At 68.3% G+C, this 15813-nt stretch carries 15 protein-coding genes and 1 pseudogene; 10 read left to right on the top strand and 6 right to left on the bottom strand.

Going from position 1 to position 15813, the window contains the following annotated elements; genetic code table 11:
- Positions 1 to 129 precede the first annotated feature (129 nt).
- The 4 genes from JQX13_RS14940 (at position 130) to JQX13_RS14925 (ending at position 6307) form a co-directional block, all read left to right on the top strand.
- Positions 130 to 2418, top strand: coding sequence for a hypothetical protein (locus JQX13_RS14940; protein WP_203409687.1), 2289 nt, complete (start codon positions 130 to 132; stop codon positions 2416 to 2418).
- A 150-nt stretch (positions 2419 to 2568) separates the two neighbouring features.
- Positions 2569 to 4107 carry a sugar ABC transporter ATP-binding protein gene (locus tag JQX13_RS14935; protein WP_203409686.1) on the top strand — a complete coding sequence of 513 codons (1539 nt, stop codon included), beginning with the start codon at positions 2569 to 2571 and terminating at the stop codon, positions 4105 to 4107.
- 43 nt (positions 4108 to 4150) lie between these two features.
- Positions 4151 to 5233, top strand: a complete 1083-nt coding sequence (locus JQX13_RS14930) for an ABC transporter permease (RefSeq protein WP_203409685.1) — start codon at positions 4151 to 4153, stop codon at positions 5231 to 5233.
- A gap of 27 nt (positions 5234 to 5260) precedes the next feature.
- Positions 5261 to 6307, top strand: a complete 1047-nt coding sequence (locus tag JQX13_RS14925) for an ABC transporter substrate-binding protein (protein WP_203409684.1) — start codon at positions 5261 to 5263, stop codon at positions 6305 to 6307.
- On the opposite strand, the gene JQX13_RS14920 is transcribed toward JQX13_RS14925, so the two are convergent.
- A complete protein-coding gene (locus JQX13_RS14920) occupies positions 6283 to 7410 on the bottom strand; it encodes an ROK family protein (protein ID WP_203412032.1) in 1128 nt (375 codons plus the stop codon). The genes JQX13_RS14925 and JQX13_RS14920 overlap by 25 nt on opposite strands.
- A 225-nt stretch (positions 7411 to 7635) precedes the next feature.
- Here JQX13_RS14920 and JQX13_RS14915 point away from each other — a divergent pair, with 225 nt between their 5' ends.
- Both JQX13_RS14915 and JQX13_RS14910 read left to right on the top strand, forming a co-directional pair.
- On the top strand, positions 7636 to 8766 hold the full coding sequence (locus JQX13_RS14915) for a Gfo/Idh/MocA family protein (RefSeq protein ID WP_203409683.1): 1131 nt from the start codon (positions 7636 to 7638) through the stop codon (positions 8764 to 8766).
- On the top strand, positions 8763 to 9683 hold the full coding sequence (locus JQX13_RS14910) for a sugar phosphate isomerase/epimerase family protein (protein ID WP_203409682.1): 921 nt from the start codon (positions 8763 to 8765) through the stop codon (positions 9681 to 9683). The genes JQX13_RS14915 and JQX13_RS14910 overlap by 4 nt, the downstream gene beginning before the upstream one ends.
- Before the next feature lie 16 nt (positions 9684 to 9699).
- On the opposite strand, the gene JQX13_RS14905 is transcribed toward JQX13_RS14910, so the two are convergent.
- Entirely contained in the window at positions 9700 to 10080 is a 381-nt protein-coding gene (locus JQX13_RS14905; RefSeq protein WP_203409681.1) for a phage holin family protein, read from the bottom strand.
- Between the two features lie 65 nt (positions 10081 to 10145).
- On the opposite strand from JQX13_RS14905, the pseudogene JQX13_RS55915 reads away from it, so the two are divergent.
- Positions 10146 to 10244, top strand: a pseudogene (locus JQX13_RS55915) (hypothetical protein); the annotation flags it as partial.
- 97 nt (positions 10245 to 10341) lie between these two features.
- Here JQX13_RS55915 and JQX13_RS14895 read toward each other — a convergent pair.
- Both JQX13_RS14895 and JQX13_RS14890 read right to left on the bottom strand, forming a co-directional pair.
- Positions 10342 to 10740: a four-helix bundle copper-binding protein gene (locus JQX13_RS14895; protein WP_203409680.1), complete on the bottom strand. Its 399-nt coding sequence runs from the start codon at positions 10738 to 10740 to the stop codon at positions 10342 to 10344.
- Positions 10741 to 10817: 77 nt separating this feature from the next.
- On the bottom strand, positions 10818 to 11045 hold the full coding sequence (locus JQX13_RS14890; protein WP_203409679.1) for a hypothetical protein: 228 nt from the start codon (positions 11043 to 11045) through the stop codon (positions 10818 to 10820).
- Between the two features lie 59 nt (positions 11046 to 11104).
- Between JQX13_RS14890 and JQX13_RS14885 the strand changes: the two genes are divergently transcribed.
- Positions 11105 to 11653 (top strand): hypothetical protein, encoded by a 549-nt coding sequence (locus JQX13_RS14885; RefSeq protein ID WP_203409678.1) that lies wholly within the window; start codon positions 11105 to 11107, stop codon positions 11651 to 11653.
- A gap of 4 nt (positions 11654 to 11657) precedes the next feature.
- Here the strand turns inward: JQX13_RS14885 and JQX13_RS14880 are convergent, their stop codons facing one another.
- Together JQX13_RS14880 and JQX13_RS14875 are read right to left on the bottom strand one after the other, a co-directional pair.
- Positions 11658 to 12434: a DUF3226 domain-containing protein gene (locus JQX13_RS14880; RefSeq protein ID WP_343211091.1), complete on the bottom strand. Its 777-nt coding sequence runs from the start codon at positions 12432 to 12434 to the stop codon at positions 11658 to 11660.
- A gap of 2 nt (positions 12435 to 12436) precedes the next feature.
- On the bottom strand, positions 12437 to 13591 hold the full coding sequence (locus JQX13_RS14875) for an AAA family ATPase (RefSeq protein WP_203409676.1): 1155 nt from the start codon (positions 13589 to 13591) through the stop codon (positions 12437 to 12439).
- Between the two features lie 322 nt (positions 13592 to 13913).
- Between JQX13_RS14875 and JQX13_RS14870 the strand changes: the two genes are divergently transcribed.
- Complete coding sequence (locus JQX13_RS14870) at positions 13914 to 15440, top strand: ATPase domain-containing protein (RefSeq protein ID WP_203409675.1); 1527 nt, start codon at positions 13914 to 13916, stop codon at positions 15438 to 15440.
- Entirely contained in the window at positions 15437 to 15805 is a 369-nt protein-coding gene (locus tag JQX13_RS14865) for a response regulator (RefSeq protein WP_203409674.1), read from the top strand. The genes JQX13_RS14870 and JQX13_RS14865 overlap by 4 nt, the downstream gene beginning before the upstream one ends.
- Positions 15806 to 15813 lie beyond the last annotated feature (8 nt).

The following is a 15813-nucleotide window of genomic DNA, read 5'->3' as shown; positions in this document are numbered from 1 at the left end:
GACGGGTGCCCCCTCTTCCTCTCTGGAACAGGGAGTACGAAAAATGCACGGGAACTGTACCGAGCAGGAAGGCGCGGGTTCATGCACCGGTCCCCGTTACCGCCGCGTGGCTCGCGGTAGATTCAGGGCATGCGCCCCCACCAGGTAGAGCGGCCCACTCCCCATCGCGACTCGCCACCGTCGCCGGTGTCGCGTGCGGCCCTCCTCACGTTCTTCTCCCTGGCCACGCTCGCCTTCTGCATCCACGCGCCACGGGCCCTGGCCGCCGCCCCACGCGCCCCGTCTCTCGGCATCACCCTGCCCATCGAGGTCATCGGCAAGGATGGAACCAAGAGCTCCGTCACCCTGCCCATCTCGGAGCGGGATGCCCACTCCCCCCTCGAGCTCTGGCTCCAGGTCCACAACCTCAGCTACGAGAACAAGGCCAGCATCCGCTTCAACACCGGCACCTGGATTTCCCTCAACAACTCGACCGCCTCCGTCGAGGGACTCGGGAAGAACTTCGGTGGGATTGGGGGCGCCTTCGCCACGCTCCCATTGCGCATCCAGCTCCCCGCCGGTGTCCTCTCGCCCGGGAACAACACGATCCACTTCCGGCTCAACCACACCGATGGGCGCTCCATCGGCTTCCGCGTGCTGAAGCTCAATTTCATCCGCCCCGATGGCAGCCGCGTCTTCGCCGAGAGCCAGTTCACCCAGGAGGATCCCAACACCTGGCGGCCTCCCTTCCCAGACAAGAAATCCATCAAGGCCGGCGAAGCGCTCTGGCGCACCGCGGCCCTGGTTCAATCCAGCAAGCGGCCCGTCCGCATCAAGGCCCACTGCATGGATTGCCACACCCAGGACGGCAGGGATCTCAAATACTTCAACTACTCGAACCAGGCCATCATCGAGCGCTCCAGGTTCCACGGGCTGTCCGAGAAGGAGGGCAAGCAGATCGCCTCCTATATCCGCACCCTCCAGGGCGTCCCCAATCCCGGCCGCCCCTGGAACCCTCCCTACCAACCCGGCCCTCGCGTTGGCTCCCAGCCCGTCGCGCACTGGGCCGCGGGCGCCGGTATCGACCAGGTCCTCGAGAAGGACCGCGACATCCTCCCGTACATCTTCCCCCGCTTCCCCCACATCAAACAGGGCGACGTGCGCACCACGGGCTACCTCAATACCCGCACCACGCCCATCCCCCTCCAGCTCCCCGACTGGAATCACTGGCTTCCCACCATCCACCCCATGGACGCGTGGGGGAGCAACTTCCTCGAGTCCCCGGCCTACACGCTCTACAACGGGAAGTCCGGTGGCCGCGCCGAAGACGCCTCGACCATGCGCGCCCGCGCACGCTACGTCCGGGAGAACGGGTACTCGCCCTACTTCACCCGCCTGCACTTCGCGAGTCAGCAGTGGAATCTCGCCCTCTACCAGTTCCTCTGCCCGAGGTACCCCAACTCCCAACGGTGCAACACGTCCTCCGGCAAGAAGCAGAAGCTCCCCGACTCACTCATCGGCCATGACTCGGTGTACGGCCAGAAGATGTACTCCACCGCCCTCTGGGCCATGGTCAAGATGTGGGAGATCATGCAGGAGTTCGGACTCGAGGGTCACCAGAAGCAGCTGTTCTCCGAGTCCCGCGAGGACTGGGGCTGGATGACCAATTACAGCTTCGACACCTCCCCCCACCTGCTGGGCCTTCATCGCGACAGGACGGGCATCAACAACAACTCCCCTCTGATGTTCGTCTACTTCTCCGCCGCCTGGTACCAACTCTCGTTCATCCTCTACAATGGCAACCACGCCGATGGTGCTCATCGTGACGGACAGCGCCCCATCGACTGGCCCTACGCCTATGCCTTCCTCGGCGAGCTCCAGAACACCCCCAAGCCCTACGTCCCCTTGAATGGTCTGCTGACCCTCTGGTTGGTCAAGGCCATGCAGATCGCCGACAACTCCATCGGCACCGATGGACAGCGCATCCGTCCCTCCCTCAAGGCCTCTCCCATCAGCCCTCACACTCCTTCTCCCGGGTGGGCCACCAAAACCGTCGCGGATATCAGCCGGCTCGTGGCTCCAAGCTTCATGAAGGGATGGGCCGACATCTCCCAGGAGGAGCGTCGCGGCATCCTCGAGGCCCTCCTCTACGCGTGGTGGGAGAAGTCCAACGACTTCCCCCCCTCCCTCTGGTGGAAGAACAGCACCGTCGCCAATACCCGGGAGAAGCTCACCGGCAACTACGACGGCTCCGCCGGTGACAAGCTCTGGTATCTGCTACCCCAATTCAAACACCACGGCGTCAGCCCCGAGCTCGTGAAGAAGGTCGCCCACTGGGCCCAGACCATCTGGCCCCAGAAGAACTGGAGCGACGTCGTGAACGCACGGTGCCGTCCCCATCAGCACTACTTCGTCTGCAGCACGGAGGCTCGTCAGTAGGTCCGGGGGTGCATCCCGAGTGGCACATACCCTCACCCTGACCCTCTCCCGGAGGGAGAGGGGAGATTGTCTTGTGGTCGACACTCTATTCTCGTGAGATGTCTGGACTGGCGGGGTTCTCTCGTCAGTCGCGATAGGTTTGTTCGAACCATGAACAAACTGGTCGGGACACAGCACGCGCCGGAGGGAAGAGACACACCGCTCGTCCGCGTCGAGGCGCTGACCAGGGTCTTCCCCGGTGTTCAGGCGCTCGCCGGTGTGAGCTTGTCCCTCATGGCCGGCGAGGTTCATGGAATCGTCGGCGAGAACGGGGCCGGCAAGAGCACCCTCATGAAGATCCTCTCGGGTGTGTACACGCCCTCCTCGGGACGGGTGCTCATCCGCGGCCGTGAGGTCACCCTCCGCGGCCCCAGCGATGCCCAACGCCATGGCATCGCCATGATCCACCAGGAGCTCAACCTCGTGGACGAGCTCAGCGTCGCCGACAACATCTTCCTCGGCCGCGAGCACGTCCGGCGCGGACTCATCGACCGGAAGGTCACCCGCGAGCGCTCGGTCGAGTTGTTGAAGGCGCTCGACTGCCCGATCGACCCGGAGCGGATGGTGCGCTCCCTCTCGCTCGCCCAGAAGCAGATGGTGGAGATCGCCAAGGCCCTGTCCACCGACGCCCGCGTGCTCATCATGGACGAGCCCACCGCGGTGCTCACCCAGCGCGAGACTCGCGCCCTGCTCGCGCTCATCCAGCGCCTCAAGCAGCAGGGCGTGGCCATCGTCTATATCTCCCACCTCCTGCCCGAGGTCCTTCACATCTGCGATCGCATCACCGTCCTGCGTGACGGGCGCGCGGTGGCCTCCGTGGAGGGGCCGAGCATCAAGACACTCGGCGAGCGCGAGCTGGCCAGCATGATGGTCGGCCGGCCCATGAGCGAGCACTTCCCCCCTCGCCGGCCCCATGGCTCGCAGGTGCGGCTCGCGGTGCGCGGCCTGAGTGTTCCCGGGCTCGTGCACGACGTGAGCTTCGAGGTCCGCGAGGGTGAGATTCTCGGCTTCGCCGGGTTGATCGGCGCGGGCCGCACCGAGATGGCCGAGGCCATCATGGGACTCCGGCGGGGACGCGGCGAGTTGCTCGTCGATGGCGCTCCCCTGTCCATCCGAGACGTCCGGGAGGCCGCCACCGCGGGTCTCGCCTACGTGTCGGAAGACCGCAAGGGCACCGGCCTCGTCCTCGGCATGGGCGTGACCGAGAACACCACCCTCGTGTCGCTCCGCAAGTACTGCCGCACGCCCCTCGCCCTGATCGATCTCCCGGCGGAGGACCGGGCGACGCGCGAACACATCGAGACGCTCCGCATCAAGGTCGCCACGCCCAGACGCGCGGTCGAGACCCTCTCCGGCGGCAATCAGCAGAAGGTCGCGCTGGCCAGATGGCTCGAGATGGCTCCGAAGGTGCTGATCGTCGACGAGCCCACGCGTGGCGTGGACATCGGCGCGAAGGAGGAAATCTATCGGCTGCTCCAGGCGCTCGCGGCGCAGGGCATGGCCTGCATCATGATCTCCTCCGAGATGAACGAGCTGCTCGGCATGTGTCACCGGCTCGCCGTGCTCCACAAGGGACGCCTGGTGGCCACCTTCGACGGAGCCACCGCGACCGAGGAGCAGCTCATGCACGCCGCCGCGGGCATCGCGTGAGCCGAGCAGCCAGTACGCACGCAACAGAGGCCGAGACAACACCATGAGCGACACGAACGACACCGGAGCGCTGGTTCAAGGACAGGCAAGGCCGACGCCGCGCGAGTGGATGGCAACGCTGCCCTCGTGGTGGGTGCCAGCGGTGGCGCTGCTCGTCCTCATCGTGGGCACCATCCTCATCGAGTGGAGCACCAAGGGCTCCAGCACCTTCATCAGCCCCGAGAACCTGCTCAACATCCTGCGGCAGTGGTCCTTCGTCGGCATCATCGCCGTCGGGATGACCTTCGTGATCATCCTCGGGGGCATCGACCTGTCCGTGGGTTCGCTCGTGGCGTTCCTCGGGGGCCTCGGCATCCTGCTGATGAACCACCTCATGGGCCAGGGCTGGGGCGAGCTCTCCGCGGCCTCCGTGGCCTTCGTCGTGATGATCTCCCTGGGCGCCGTGGCCGGAGTCCTCAACGGGACCCTCATCACCCGCGGGAAGCTCGCGCCCTTCATCGCCACGCTCGGGGGGCTGGCCGCCTATCGCTCCCTCGCGCTCGCCCTGGCCGACGGCGGGGAGTTCCGGTCCGCCAGCGCCGAGTGGTTCAAGGCGCTCGGCACCGGTGGACTCGCCATCCCGGGCACCAACATCGCCCCCCGCGCCCCCGAGCCCATCCCCCTGCTCTTCCCCTGGCCCGTCGTCATCTTCTTCGTGCTCGCCGCCTCCGCCTGGGTCCTGCTCAACCTCACCCGCTACGGCCGGTATGTGATTGCCATTGGCAGCAACGAGCGCGCGGCCGTCTACTCCGCCATCCCCGTCAACCGCGTCAAGCTGCTCACCTACTCGCTCCTGGGACTGTGCGTCGGCATCTCCGGCGCCCTGCTGTCGTCCCGGATGAACTCGGTGAGCAGCTCGGGCACGGGGCTCCTCTACGAATTGGATGTCATCGCCGCCGTCGTCATCGGTGGCACGCGGATGCGCGGCGGCGCCGGCACCATCGCCGGCACCGTGATTGGCGTGCTCATCCTCGGCGTGGTCGGAAACATGCTCAACCTCTTGCAGGTCTCCGTGTACCTGCAAGGTCTGGTCAAGGGCGTCATCATCATCGGCGCGGTCCTGCTCCAGCGCGCCGAGCGGCTGTAACGAAACAACGCAACGGAGGAGTCACGCATGAAGCGGCTGTTCACGATGCTCGCGGCGCTGTCCCTCGTCCTGGTCCTGCCGGGCTGCAAGAAGAGCGAGGAGAAGAGTGAGGCCGCGCGGGCACCCACGGCGAAGAAGCTGAAGATTGGTATCTCCATCCCGGCCGCGGACCACGGTTGGGCGGCGGGCGTCGGCTGGTGGGCGAAGAAGAAGATGGCCGAGTACCCGGACGTCGAGTGGGTGCTCGCCACCGCCAACGAGCCCGGCAAGCAGACGTCCGACATCGAGGACATGATGGCGCAGCAGGTCGACGGGCTGGTGGTGCTCGCCACCGAGTCCGCCCCCATCACCCCCGTGGCCGAGAAGGCCAAGGCGCGCGGCATCTTCATCGTCAACGTGGACCGCGGCTTCCTCAAGCCCGTGGCCGATGTCTTCCTCGAGGGCGACAACAAGGCCTTCGGCCGCAAGAGCGCCGAGTTCATCGTCCAGAAGCTCGGCGGCAAGGGCAACGTCGTCATCCTCCGCGGCATCCCCTCCACCGTGGACACCGACCGCTACGAGGCCGCCATGGAGGTCTTCAAGCAGAACCCCGGCATCCAGGTGCTCGCGGCCCAGCCCGGCATGTGGAACCAGCAGAAGGCGCTCGAGGTCATGCAGAGCTACCTCTCCCAGTTCCAGAAGATAGACGCCGTCTGGGCCAGCGATGACGACATGGCCCTGGGCGCGGAGAAGGCCATCAAGGAGGCCGGGCGTCAGAACGAGATGTGGCTCTTCGGCGGCGGCGGCATGAAGGACATCGTCAAGCGCGTCATGGACAAGGATCCCCTCTACCCCGCCGACATCACCTACCCGCCCGCGATGATCGCCGCCAGCATCGACCTGGCCGTGGCCAACCTGCGCGACGGCAACGAGAAGGCCATCGCCGACAAGCTCCCCGCCCACCTGCGCATCGACAAGAGCCAGCTCCAGGAGAAGCGCGCCGCCGGCCAGACGCAGCGGCTGCTCAAGCTCGACGTCCACCTCATCACGCCGGAGAACGCCAGGGAGTTCTACTTCCCCGACTCCGTGTACTGAGCCAGCGACGCGTCGATGGCCGACGGCGCGAGCACCTGATCCACCACCCCGAGGGCACACCCCATGATGCCCGCCCGGTCGTCCAGGCTGCTCGCCACCAGCCGCAGGTGGCGCGCGGCCAGCGGGGTGGAGCGCCGGTGCACCACCTCGAGCACCCCCGCGAAGAGGTGCTCGTGCGCGTGCGCCATGTCGCCGCCAATCACTATCACCGCGGGGTTGAAGAGATTGACCGCCCCCGCCAACACCTCGCCCAGCCGGCGCCCCGCGGCCCGTATCAGCCGCACGGCGTCGCGCTGTCCCGCTCGGGCCAGCTCCACCACGTCCCGGCTGTGAGCCGCGCTCAGGCCGAGCGCCCGCAGCTGGCCCGCCAGCGCCGAGCCCGACGCCAGCGCCTCCACGCAGCCCACGTTGCCGCACTGGCAGACCTCGCCCGAGTGGTCGCTGACCTGGATGTGCCCCACGTCCCCCGCCGTCCCCTGCGCCCCCCGGTGGACCCGCCCGCTCGCGATGATGCCGCAGCCGATCCCCGTCCCCACCTTCACGAACAGCAGGTCCTCCACCTGATCGCGCCACACCGCCCCGTACTCGCCCAGCGCCATCAGGTTCACGTCGTTGTCCACCAGCACCGGCACCGGGAACCGGGGACGCACCCGCTCGGGAATCCGGATGCCGTCCCACCCCGGCATGATGGGTGGACTCACGGCCCGCCCCTCGTCGAACTCGACGGGACCCGGTACCCCGATTCCCACGCCCCTCACCTCCGCCCCCGTCCGGCCCGCCGCATGGAGCAGCTCGTCGAAGCGGTCCAGCATCCACGGGAGCACCTCGTCGGGCCCTCGCGCGATGGCGAGCTCCGCGGCCTGCTCTGCCAGCACCTCGCCCGCCAGGTCCGTCACCGCCAGCCGGCAGTGCGTGGCCCCCAGGTCCGCCGCCAGCACCACGCCTCCTCGCGCGTTGAACGCCAGCCGCATCGGCGGACGCCCGCCCGTGCTCGGACCCTCGCCCGACTCGGTGAGCAACTTGTGGGCAATGAGCGCCTCGACACGCTGCGAAATCGTGGAGCGCGCCAGCCCCGTCGCTCGCGCCAGGTCGGCTCGGGACATCGCCCGGCCCTCGCGCACCAGCTGGAGGAGCTCACCCGTCGTGGCGGGGCTCGACGAAAAAACATGACGCGTGGAAGTCTTCACCCCCGGCAGAATAGAGACCCCGGGCTTCATTTGAAAAGCGATGAAAGTCCGCGCTTTCTCATACACCGAGCAAGAATGGAGGGCCTGGAGCAAGGGGACTTCTGCTTGTTCGCCGAGCAAAGTCCCCCTACCATCCGGCGTATGTCCAAGCAGCTACGGGTAGCGATCGCGGGGACCGGGTTCATCGGGCGGGTGCACGCCAGGTCGGCGCGGCTGGCCGGAGCCCACCTCGTGGGGGTGGCCTCCTCGAGCGCGGAGTCGGCCCGGAAGGCCGCCGGGGAGCTGGGCGCCGAGCGGCACTTCGAGTCGGCCGAGGCGCTCGTCACCGCGCCGGACGTGGACGTCGTGCACATCTGCACGCCCAATGCGCTCCACGAGCCGTTGGCGCTCGCGGCCCTGAAGGCGGGCAAGCACGTGGTGTGCGAGAAGCCGCTCGCCATGGGGCTCGCTGGCGCCCAGCGGCTGCTCGACGCCGCCCGGGCCCACGGCCGCGTGGCCACCGTGCCCTTCGTCTACCGCTTCTACCCGACGGTCCGCGAGGCCCGCGCCCAGGTCGTCGCCGGCACCACCGGGCCCCTCCGCCTCCTGCACGGCACCTATCTGCAGGACTGGCTGGCCTCGCCCGATGACTGGAACTGGCGGGTGGACCCCGAGCGCGGCGGCGACTCGCGCGCCTTCGCCGACATCGGCTCCCACTGGTGCGACCTGGTCGAGTTCGTCTCCGGCCACCGCATCACCCGCGTCTCCGCCCGGCTGTCCACCACCGTGGCCCAGCGGCTCGCCCGCCAGTCCGTCAACGCGTTCGCCTCCGGCCAGGGCTCGGGGCGCCCCGTCACCGTCAGCACCGAGGACGTGGCGCTCGTGCACTTCGAGACGCACCTGGGCGCGGTGGGCTCGCTCGTCATCAGCCAGGTGTCCCCCGGCCGGAAGAACCGGCTCTGGTTCGAGCTGGATGGTGCCGACGCCGCCCTCGCCTTCGACCAGGAGCAGCCCGAGTCGCTGTGGGTCGGCCGCCGCTCCGGCCCGTCGCTCGTCCTGCGCGACCCGGGCCACCTGTCCGCCCCCGCCGCCCGCCTGTCGCCGCTGCCCGCCGGCCATCCGCAGGGCTACCACGACTGCTTCGATCTGTTCGTCGCCGATACCTACGCCGCCATCGCGGGCGCCGAGCCCGACGGTCTCCCCCGTTTCGAGGATGGAGTCCGCGCCGCCCGCATCACCGACGCCGTCCTGGCGTCCGCTCGTACCCAGTCCTGGGTGGAGGTGCCCGCATGAAGCTCGGTTTCCTGACCGCGTGTCTGCCGCAGAGGTCCCTCGAGGAGATCGCCACCTGGGCCAGGGCCCAGGGCTACGAGGCGCTGGAAGTGGCCGCCTGGCCCGCCCTGGGCAACCGGCCCTTCACCGCCACCCACCTCAAGGCCGAGTCCTTCGGCTCCGCCGACGTGGAGGCCGTCCAGACGCTGTTCCGCCGCAACGGCCTCACCCTGTCGTCGCTCGCCTACTACGACAACAACCTGCACCCGGATCCGACCGAGCGGAGGGCCATCAACCAGCACGTGCTGCGCTGCATCGACGCCGCCAGCCTCCTGGGCTGCCCCACCGTGGGGACGTTCGTCGGGAGGGATCCAACGAAGTCGGTGAAGGAGAACCTCCGGGTGGCCGAGGAGGTGTTCAAGCCCCTCGTCGACCGGGCCGGAGAGAAGGGCGTCAAGGTCATCATCGAGAACTGCGTGATGGAGGGCTGGCACCCGGATGGCTACCCGGGGAACCTGGCCTACTCCCCCGAGCTCTGGGAGTGGATGTTCTCCATTGGCCTGTACCTGAACTTCGACCCGTCCCACCTGATGTGGATCGGCGTCGACCCCGTGGAGGCCGTGCGGCCCTACCTGCACCGCATCCCCCACGCGCAGGCCAAGGACGTGCAGCTCTTCCCCGAGCGCCGCAACCGCTACGGCTTCTTCGGCAAGACGCGCGAGCGCGACAACCCCTGGGACGTGGGCTGGTGGCGCTACCGCGTCCCCGGGCTCGGGCAGGTGGACTGGGTGCGCCTCATCGACGCCATGTACGAGGGCGGCTTCGACGGCGTCCTCTCCGTCGAGCACGAGGACCCCGTCTGGGGCGGCACCGAGGACAAGGTGAAGACGGGCCTGGAGATCGCCCACCGCACCCTCCGTCCGCTGCTCGTGCGCTGAGCGCGGTGGGGGTGGCTCAGCTCAGGCTCTCCTCGAGCACCGCCGCCCCCTCCTTCAGCGCCTGCTTCGTCTGCGACAGCGGCTCCTTCGGCAGCGTCCGCAGCCCCACCAGCCCCAACGCCACCGAGCCCCCGAGCAACCCCAGTCCCGCCAGCAGCACACCCCGCACCGGGTTCCTCGGCATCGCCATCGCCGCCGCCAGCACCAGCGCGCTCAAACCCGTCATCCCCATCCACGCGCTCGCCCCCAACAACAGGCCGCCCTTCCCCATGTCGCGCGCGTCTTCCTTCATCTCCACCCGCGCCCGCGTCATCCCCGCCCGCGCCACCCGCCGGCCCTGCGTCATCAGCTCCGACAGGATGGAGCTGCTCGCTCCCCGCTCGTTCCGCTCGTCCATGCTCGCCTCCGTCCGCTCCTCACCGTAGGAACGCCCGCGCTCTCGCGGCCACCCGGGGAACGCCCGTGCCCGCCGGACAGCCTGGCGGAAGAGGAGGCAAGACGCGCAGTTCCTGGGAGGAGCTGCTCAGCCACCTGCGCGGCCAGGGCCGGGACGACCTGCGCACCGTCCGCAAGGCCTTCCTCGAGCCCAATGGCCGCATCACGTTCCTCTTCCGCGAGAGCGAGAGCGCCTCGTCGCACCGAGGCGCCCCCGGAGGACTCAGGCCTGCGCGCTCATCTTCCGGCAGGACTCCGCGCAGCGGCGGCACGCCTCGGCGCACGCCTTCATCACCGCGTCATCCCCCATCTTCTCGCACTCGGCCGCGCACCGGTCACACACCTCGGCGCAGACGCCACAGGTGCGGGTGTGCAGCGGCGAGCCGCGCAGCATGAAGTCCGCGCTCGTCTTGCAGATCTGCACGCAGTCCTGGAGCAGGCGGATATGGTCGGACGCCGCGTGCCGGCCCCCCTTCTGGAGGCAGTACGTCACCGTCTGCAGACACACCGCCGAGCACGACAGGCAGTTGTTGATGCAGCCCTTCAGCTCCTCCGTGAGCTGGCCGGCGTCGGCGGGAAGAAAGGGCTGTAGCACGCCTCGCTGCGTCTCTATCTGTGCCATCTGGGTCTCCTCTCGAGGGGTTCTCGGCCTCGGACTCATCCTTCAAGGAGTCAACCTGGGCATCCCGCCGGAGGCGCTCAGCCCCCCATCTGTCCGAGGAAGAAGGCCGCCAGGAAGCCGAGCACGGTGATGAGCCCCGTGAGGCCGTGACTTCCCTCGACGGCCTCCGGAATCATCGTGTCGGAGATCATCGCGAGGATGGCCCCCGCCGCCACGGCCAGGGTGCCCGCGATGAGCCCCGGAGAGGAGCGGGCGGATGGGCGAGCACTCGGCGCCCCCGCCTGCCCGGAGAATGTGTCAACCACAGGAAAGGCCGTGCGCGTTCTCCCGGTCGCCCCCTCGGGCAGGAGGTATGGCAATGCGGATGATGCTCTCGAAACGGCTCCTTCCCCTCGCCCTCGCCGTGCTCACGGCCGGCGGGTGCGCGCGCCAGGGCGTGGAGGCGGCGCGTCCCTCGAAGCCCTCGCTCACCCGGTGTACCAACCCCGCGGGCCGGTACTCGATTGCCCATCCCTCCGCATGGAAGACGAACACCGGCGGCGGCGTGGAGCCCTGCCGCTTCTTCCACCCCACGCCCTTCGAGGTTCAGGCCGGTACCGAGGAGCCGCTCGTGGCCGTCTCCGTGAAGCGCGAGCCCGTGCCGCTCGAGACGTTCGTCGAGGGAAGCACCGGCTCCAGCGCCGAGGTCCTCCAACAGGAGCGGCTCACCCTGGCCGGCCGCCCCGCCGTGCGCCTGGAGCTGCGCGCCACCGCGGACTCCCCCCTGCTCCCCCCGGGTACCCGCGAGTACCTCTACGCCATCGGGGATGGGGACACCGTCGTCCGGGCCAGCACCCTGGCGGTGCGCGGGCTCGACTACGAGGGCAACAAGGCCATCCTCGACGACATGGTGCGGACGCTGGAGCTGCGCTGAGCCCTCAAGGCAGCATCAAGAGAACCCGGAGGAACTCCCTCAGGGCCGCGATGCGCGGGAGGTCCAGCGCCGCGCCCTCCAACCACCGGTTGTCCTGGATGGACACCTGGATGGCCTTGCCCGGCCTCAGGATGCCCGCCATACAGGCCACCATGGCCTTGTGTGCCCCGGCGGGCTTGTTGAAGTCCTTCAAGTCATCGGGAGTCAGCGAATACGCGCCCGCCCGCACCCTGGACACCAACGAGCGAACATCCGAGAGGAGGTCCGGATAGGGAATGTCCGCGCATTCCAACAGGAGGGACTCCAGGGTTCCGGGATTCACGTTGTCCGGCAGGACGAAGATTCCACACCGGGGCGAGGCGGCGGACACCTGCCCTGGCTGCTCGGGCACGACGAGGTTCACCCTGGCTTGCAACGCATGGCGGACCTCGCCGAAACGCTCCACCGGCGGCAGGGCCCGATCGGCATCCAGCAATACCCCGACAGCATCTGGAGGAGCGACGAGAGCGGCTTGAAGCGTCTCTTCCACCCGGTTCGCAATCTCCGAGTCACCGCCGGAGGCATGCACCGCGACCGAGACGGTATCGGACACGAAGAACGTCGGCACCGGGACACGTCGGCTCAGGTCTCCGCCGTAGGGGAATCTCGTGGGTACCAGCGGCCTCCAATATGGGTCCAAGCGCGACTCATTGTTCTCACGCTTGAAGCGATGAGGCTTCAGCAGGCGCCCGACGAATTCGACATCGTGAGGGCCCTCGACCACCAGGTAGGCATACCGCATGCTCACCTCACGTCGAGCCCGCGCTCGTAGCGCATGCGCTTGAGCAGATCCTCGCCAAAGCGCCGGGCCGACGTACGGCCCTCTCCACGTTCCAGCCGGAAGCCGACGATGTCCTCTTCCCGGGTGTCATCGGCGCCGAGGATGGCATCCACCACCTCCAGGCTGTGGGTCGTGGCGAAGAGTTGGACGTCGTGCTGCTTGCAGGCCTCGAGCATCCAACGGAACACCTTGCCGAGCGCCGAGACGTGGATGGCCGTCTCCAACTCATCGATCAAGAGCACGCCGCCCTTGACCTGCGGTAGGACGAGCGCCAGGAGGAGCGTGCGGCGAATACCGTCTCCGAACATGCTCAAGGGGATGAGCCCGGCGGCCGCGTCCCTCACATACAAGACCGCCTCGCCGCTGGGTGCCAGAACCTCCAGGCCGTCGATGCGTGGGTCGATGGCCTTCAGGAGCACGCGAACGGACTCCTCGAGCCCACTCAGGCGCAGTTCGGAGAAGCTCCTGACCGTCAAGGAGCCCAGCCAATGGTCCGGAGGGCTCACGAGCCTGACGGGCACACGCAAGCGCGCGGCAACCGCGCCGCCCAGTGGCTCCACCTGTCCATCATCCCAGACGGAGAACGTGAAACGCATGGGCTGCGCCTCTTCCGTCTCGATGAGGCCCTCGAGCCTGGCCCCGTGGCGCTCCCTGGTCGGCTCCAACTCCTGCTCTCCCGCTCCGGAGCCCATCCGGATGATGCGTCGTGGCTCCATCCGTCTCGACGGAAGCCCCGTCAATCCGAGGTAGCTCGCCTGGACACCGCGGACGGCGCTCCTCCCGGTTGCCGTCAACCGGATACGGGCTTCCCCTGATTCGTGGGTACCCGGAGCCGGACGTTGTGGAAACAACCACCTCGTGACCTCCGAAACCGGAAGGGGGTCCGAGGGGGACATCAGGGGATCGCGTCCAAGTGCCACGTGAACCCACTGCATCGGGTCCAGCGGATTGCAGTAGAGTGACAGGGCCTCCAACACCGACGTCTTGCCCGAATCATTGCCGCCCACGAGCAGATTCACCCGCCCGAGTCCCGCCAGTTCCACATCCTGGAGACCCCGCAGGCGGTGAATCGTCAACGTGTCGAACGGCAGGCCCATCGCGCTCTCCGGCTCCCTCATCTGGGAGGCTCATCCAAGCGCCGCCAGCACGAGGGTTCGTACGTCCCGCCGAGCATATACACGCTTACATCGGACGGTGCCCCGACTTCCGTGCGCCTGTCCGGCGCCAGCACCACGGCGTGCCCCTCGGAGCGACGAGGGCAGCCTCCCCACGCATGGCCCGGAAGCGGGTGGCGACCCGCGGCCCCCCGTGGACCTGGCGACCGGCCGAGCGGTGGACCGGTGGGGAATGGGGTCCTGAGTTCCTCCTCCCCATCCCCATATTGCCCGGAGGTCAGGGGAGAGTTCCCGGACACGGGGCTCCCAGGAGGAATCATCCACGGTGGGAAACACGACTGGAGAGAAGAACCCCCGCCTGCGGACGGGCGTGGGCGGACTGGATGCGGTGCTCCACGGCGGGCTGTTGCGAGGCGCCATCTACCTCGTCACGGGCGGGCCGGGCACGGGCAAGACGGTCCTCTGCTCCCAGCTGGCCTTCCACCGCGCGGCCAGGGGCGAGAGCGTCCTCTACGTCACCACCTTCTCCGAATCCCATGGGCGCCTGCTCTCCAACCTCGAGAGCTTCCCCTTCTTCGACCGCTCGTTCGTCCAGAGCCGCATCACCCTGTTGAGCGGGGTGTCGGCGCTCGAGGAGGGCGGGCTCGAACGGTTCCAGTCCATGCTCAGCCAGGCCGTGCGCACCCACCGCCCCTCCCTGCTCGTCATCGATTCGATGGCGGCCATCTCCGAGCTGGCCACGTCGCCCTTCGCCTACCGCAAGTTCCTGCGGGAGCTCGGCGCCCTCTTCACCCTCCTGGGCTGCACGGCGCTGCTCATCTCCTCCAAGCAACAAGGCACGGGGAGCTTCGAGGAGTTCATCGCCGACGGCATCCTCGAGCTCGGCCAGCACGCGGTGGGCATGCGGCAGGCGCGCGAGCTGGTCATCCACAAGTTCCGGGGCAGCTCGCACCTGGAGGGCCGGCACCTCTTCGACATCACCCCCTCGGGCCTCACCGTCCACCCGCGCCGCGAGTCGCTCCCGCTCACGCAGGAGCAGGTCCCCCCCACCCTCTCGCACAAGAGCCGCTTCGGCGTCCCCGGCCTCGACGACATGCTGGAGGGCGGCGTGCCCCCGGCCTCCGTGACGGCGCTGATGGGGGCGCCCGGCAGCGGCAAGACGCTGCTCGGACTGCACCTGCTGGCCGAGGGCCTGAATGCCGGGCAGAACTGTCTCTACTTCGGCTTCTACGAAACACCCTCCCGGCTCATCGCCAAGGCCGAGGGCGTGGGCCTGCGGCTGCGGGAGCACGTGGAGGCTGGCCGGCTGGAGGTGCAGTGGCACCAACCCACCGAGCAGTTCCTCGACCCCCTCGCCGAGCAGCTCCTGGAGGCGCTCCATCGCCACAAGGCGCAGCGGCTGTTCCTCGACGGCATCGACGGACTGATGCAGGCCGTGGCGCACCCGGAGCGCATCACCACCTTCTTCACCGCGCTCAGCAGCGAGCTGCGCGCGCTGCGGTTGACCACCGCCGTGTCCATGGAGACGTCCATCTCCGGCGCCAAGCTCGACATTCCCCCCGTGGGCCTGTCCTCCTCCGTGGAGAACATCCTCTTCCTCCGTTATGTGGAGCTCCGTTCGCAGCTCCACCGCCTCATTTCCATCCTCAAGGTCCGCGAGAGCGGCTATGACCCGTCCATCCGCGAGTTCCACATCACCTCACGGGGTCTCGAAGTGGCGAGGACGTTCGAGAGCGCCGAGGAGGTGCTCGACCAGATGACCCAGGGGAAGGCGGGAGCTCCCACGCGCGGCTCCAGCCCACCTCGCATGTCCCACCGTCCTCCCCCGGAAGACTCCGGAGAAGACGCATGAGTCACGTGCTCATCGTCGACGACGAGCCGGATATCGCGACGGTGCTGGCGGAGATCCTCGGCGACGAGGGATTCGACGTGCGCGTCGTGCACGACGGCCGGCAGGCCCTGGCCGCCATGGCGGAGAAGCTCCCGGACCTGCTCATCACCGACCTGATGATGCCCCGGATGGACGGGCACGCGCTCATTCGAGAGATGCGGGGCAACGAGGCCTTCCGGCACATCCCCATCGTGGTGATGAGCGCCGGCCTCCTGGACAAGAGCCTCCTCGCGCCGGATCTCCGCTTCGTGCCCAAGCCCTTCGAAATCGAGCAGATGCTCGAGGCCGTCACCCGGCTGCTGCGCGAACGGGGCAGCACCCGCTGAGGGGCCCC

The sequence above is a fragment of the Archangium violaceum genome, from assembly GCF_016859125.1.
Taxonomy (GTDB): Bacteria; Myxococcota; Myxococcia; order Myxococcales; family Myxococcaceae; genus Archangium; species Archangium violaceum_A.
This window is presented reverse-complemented; position numbering and strand designations above follow the sequence as displayed.

Excerpts from the sequence above, each read along its gene's own strand:
- JQX13_RS14940 (WP_203409687.1), top strand. The coding sequence starts at position 130 with ATGCGCCCCCACCAGGTAGAGCGGCCCACTCCCCATCGCGACTCGCCA.
- JQX13_RS14935 (WP_203409686.1), top strand. The coding sequence starts at position 2,569 with ATGAACAAACTGGTCGGGACACAGCACGCGCCGGAGGGAAGAGACACA.
- JQX13_RS14930 (WP_203409685.1), top strand. The coding sequence starts at position 4,151 with ATGAGCGACACGAACGACACCGGAGCGCTGGTTCAAGGACAGGCAAGG.
- JQX13_RS14925 (WP_203409684.1), top strand. The coding sequence starts at position 5,261 with ATGAAGCGGCTGTTCACGATGCTCGCGGCGCTGTCCCTCGTCCTGGTC.
- JQX13_RS14920 (WP_203412032.1), bottom strand. The coding sequence starts at position 7,410 with ATGTCCCGAGCCGACCTGGCGCGAGCGACGGGGCTGGCGCGCTCCACG.
- JQX13_RS14915 (WP_203409683.1), top strand. The coding sequence starts at position 7,636 with ATGTCCAAGCAGCTACGGGTAGCGATCGCGGGGACCGGGTTCATCGGG.
- JQX13_RS14910 (WP_203409682.1), top strand. The coding sequence starts at position 8,763 with ATGAAGCTCGGTTTCCTGACCGCGTGTCTGCCGCAGAGGTCCCTCGAG.
- JQX13_RS14905 (WP_203409681.1), bottom strand. The coding sequence starts at position 10,080 with ATGGACGAGCGGAACGAGCGGGGAGCGAGCAGCTCCATCCTGTCGGAG.
- JQX13_RS14895 (WP_203409680.1), bottom strand. The coding sequence starts at position 10,740 with ATGGCACAGATAGAGACGCAGCGAGGCGTGCTACAGCCCTTTCTTCCC.
- JQX13_RS14885 (WP_203409678.1), top strand. The coding sequence starts at position 11,105 with ATGATGCTCTCGAAACGGCTCCTTCCCCTCGCCCTCGCCGTGCTCACG.
- JQX13_RS14880 (WP_343211091.1), bottom strand. The coding sequence starts at position 12,434 with ATGCGGTATGCCTACCTGGTGGTCGAGGGCCCTCACGATGTCGAATTC.
- JQX13_RS14875 (WP_203409676.1), bottom strand. The coding sequence starts at position 13,591 with ATGAGGGAGCCGGAGAGCGCGATGGGCCTGCCGTTCGACACGTTGACG.
- JQX13_RS14865 (WP_203409674.1), top strand. The coding sequence starts at position 15,437 with ATGAGTCACGTGCTCATCGTCGACGACGAGCCGGATATCGCGACGGTG.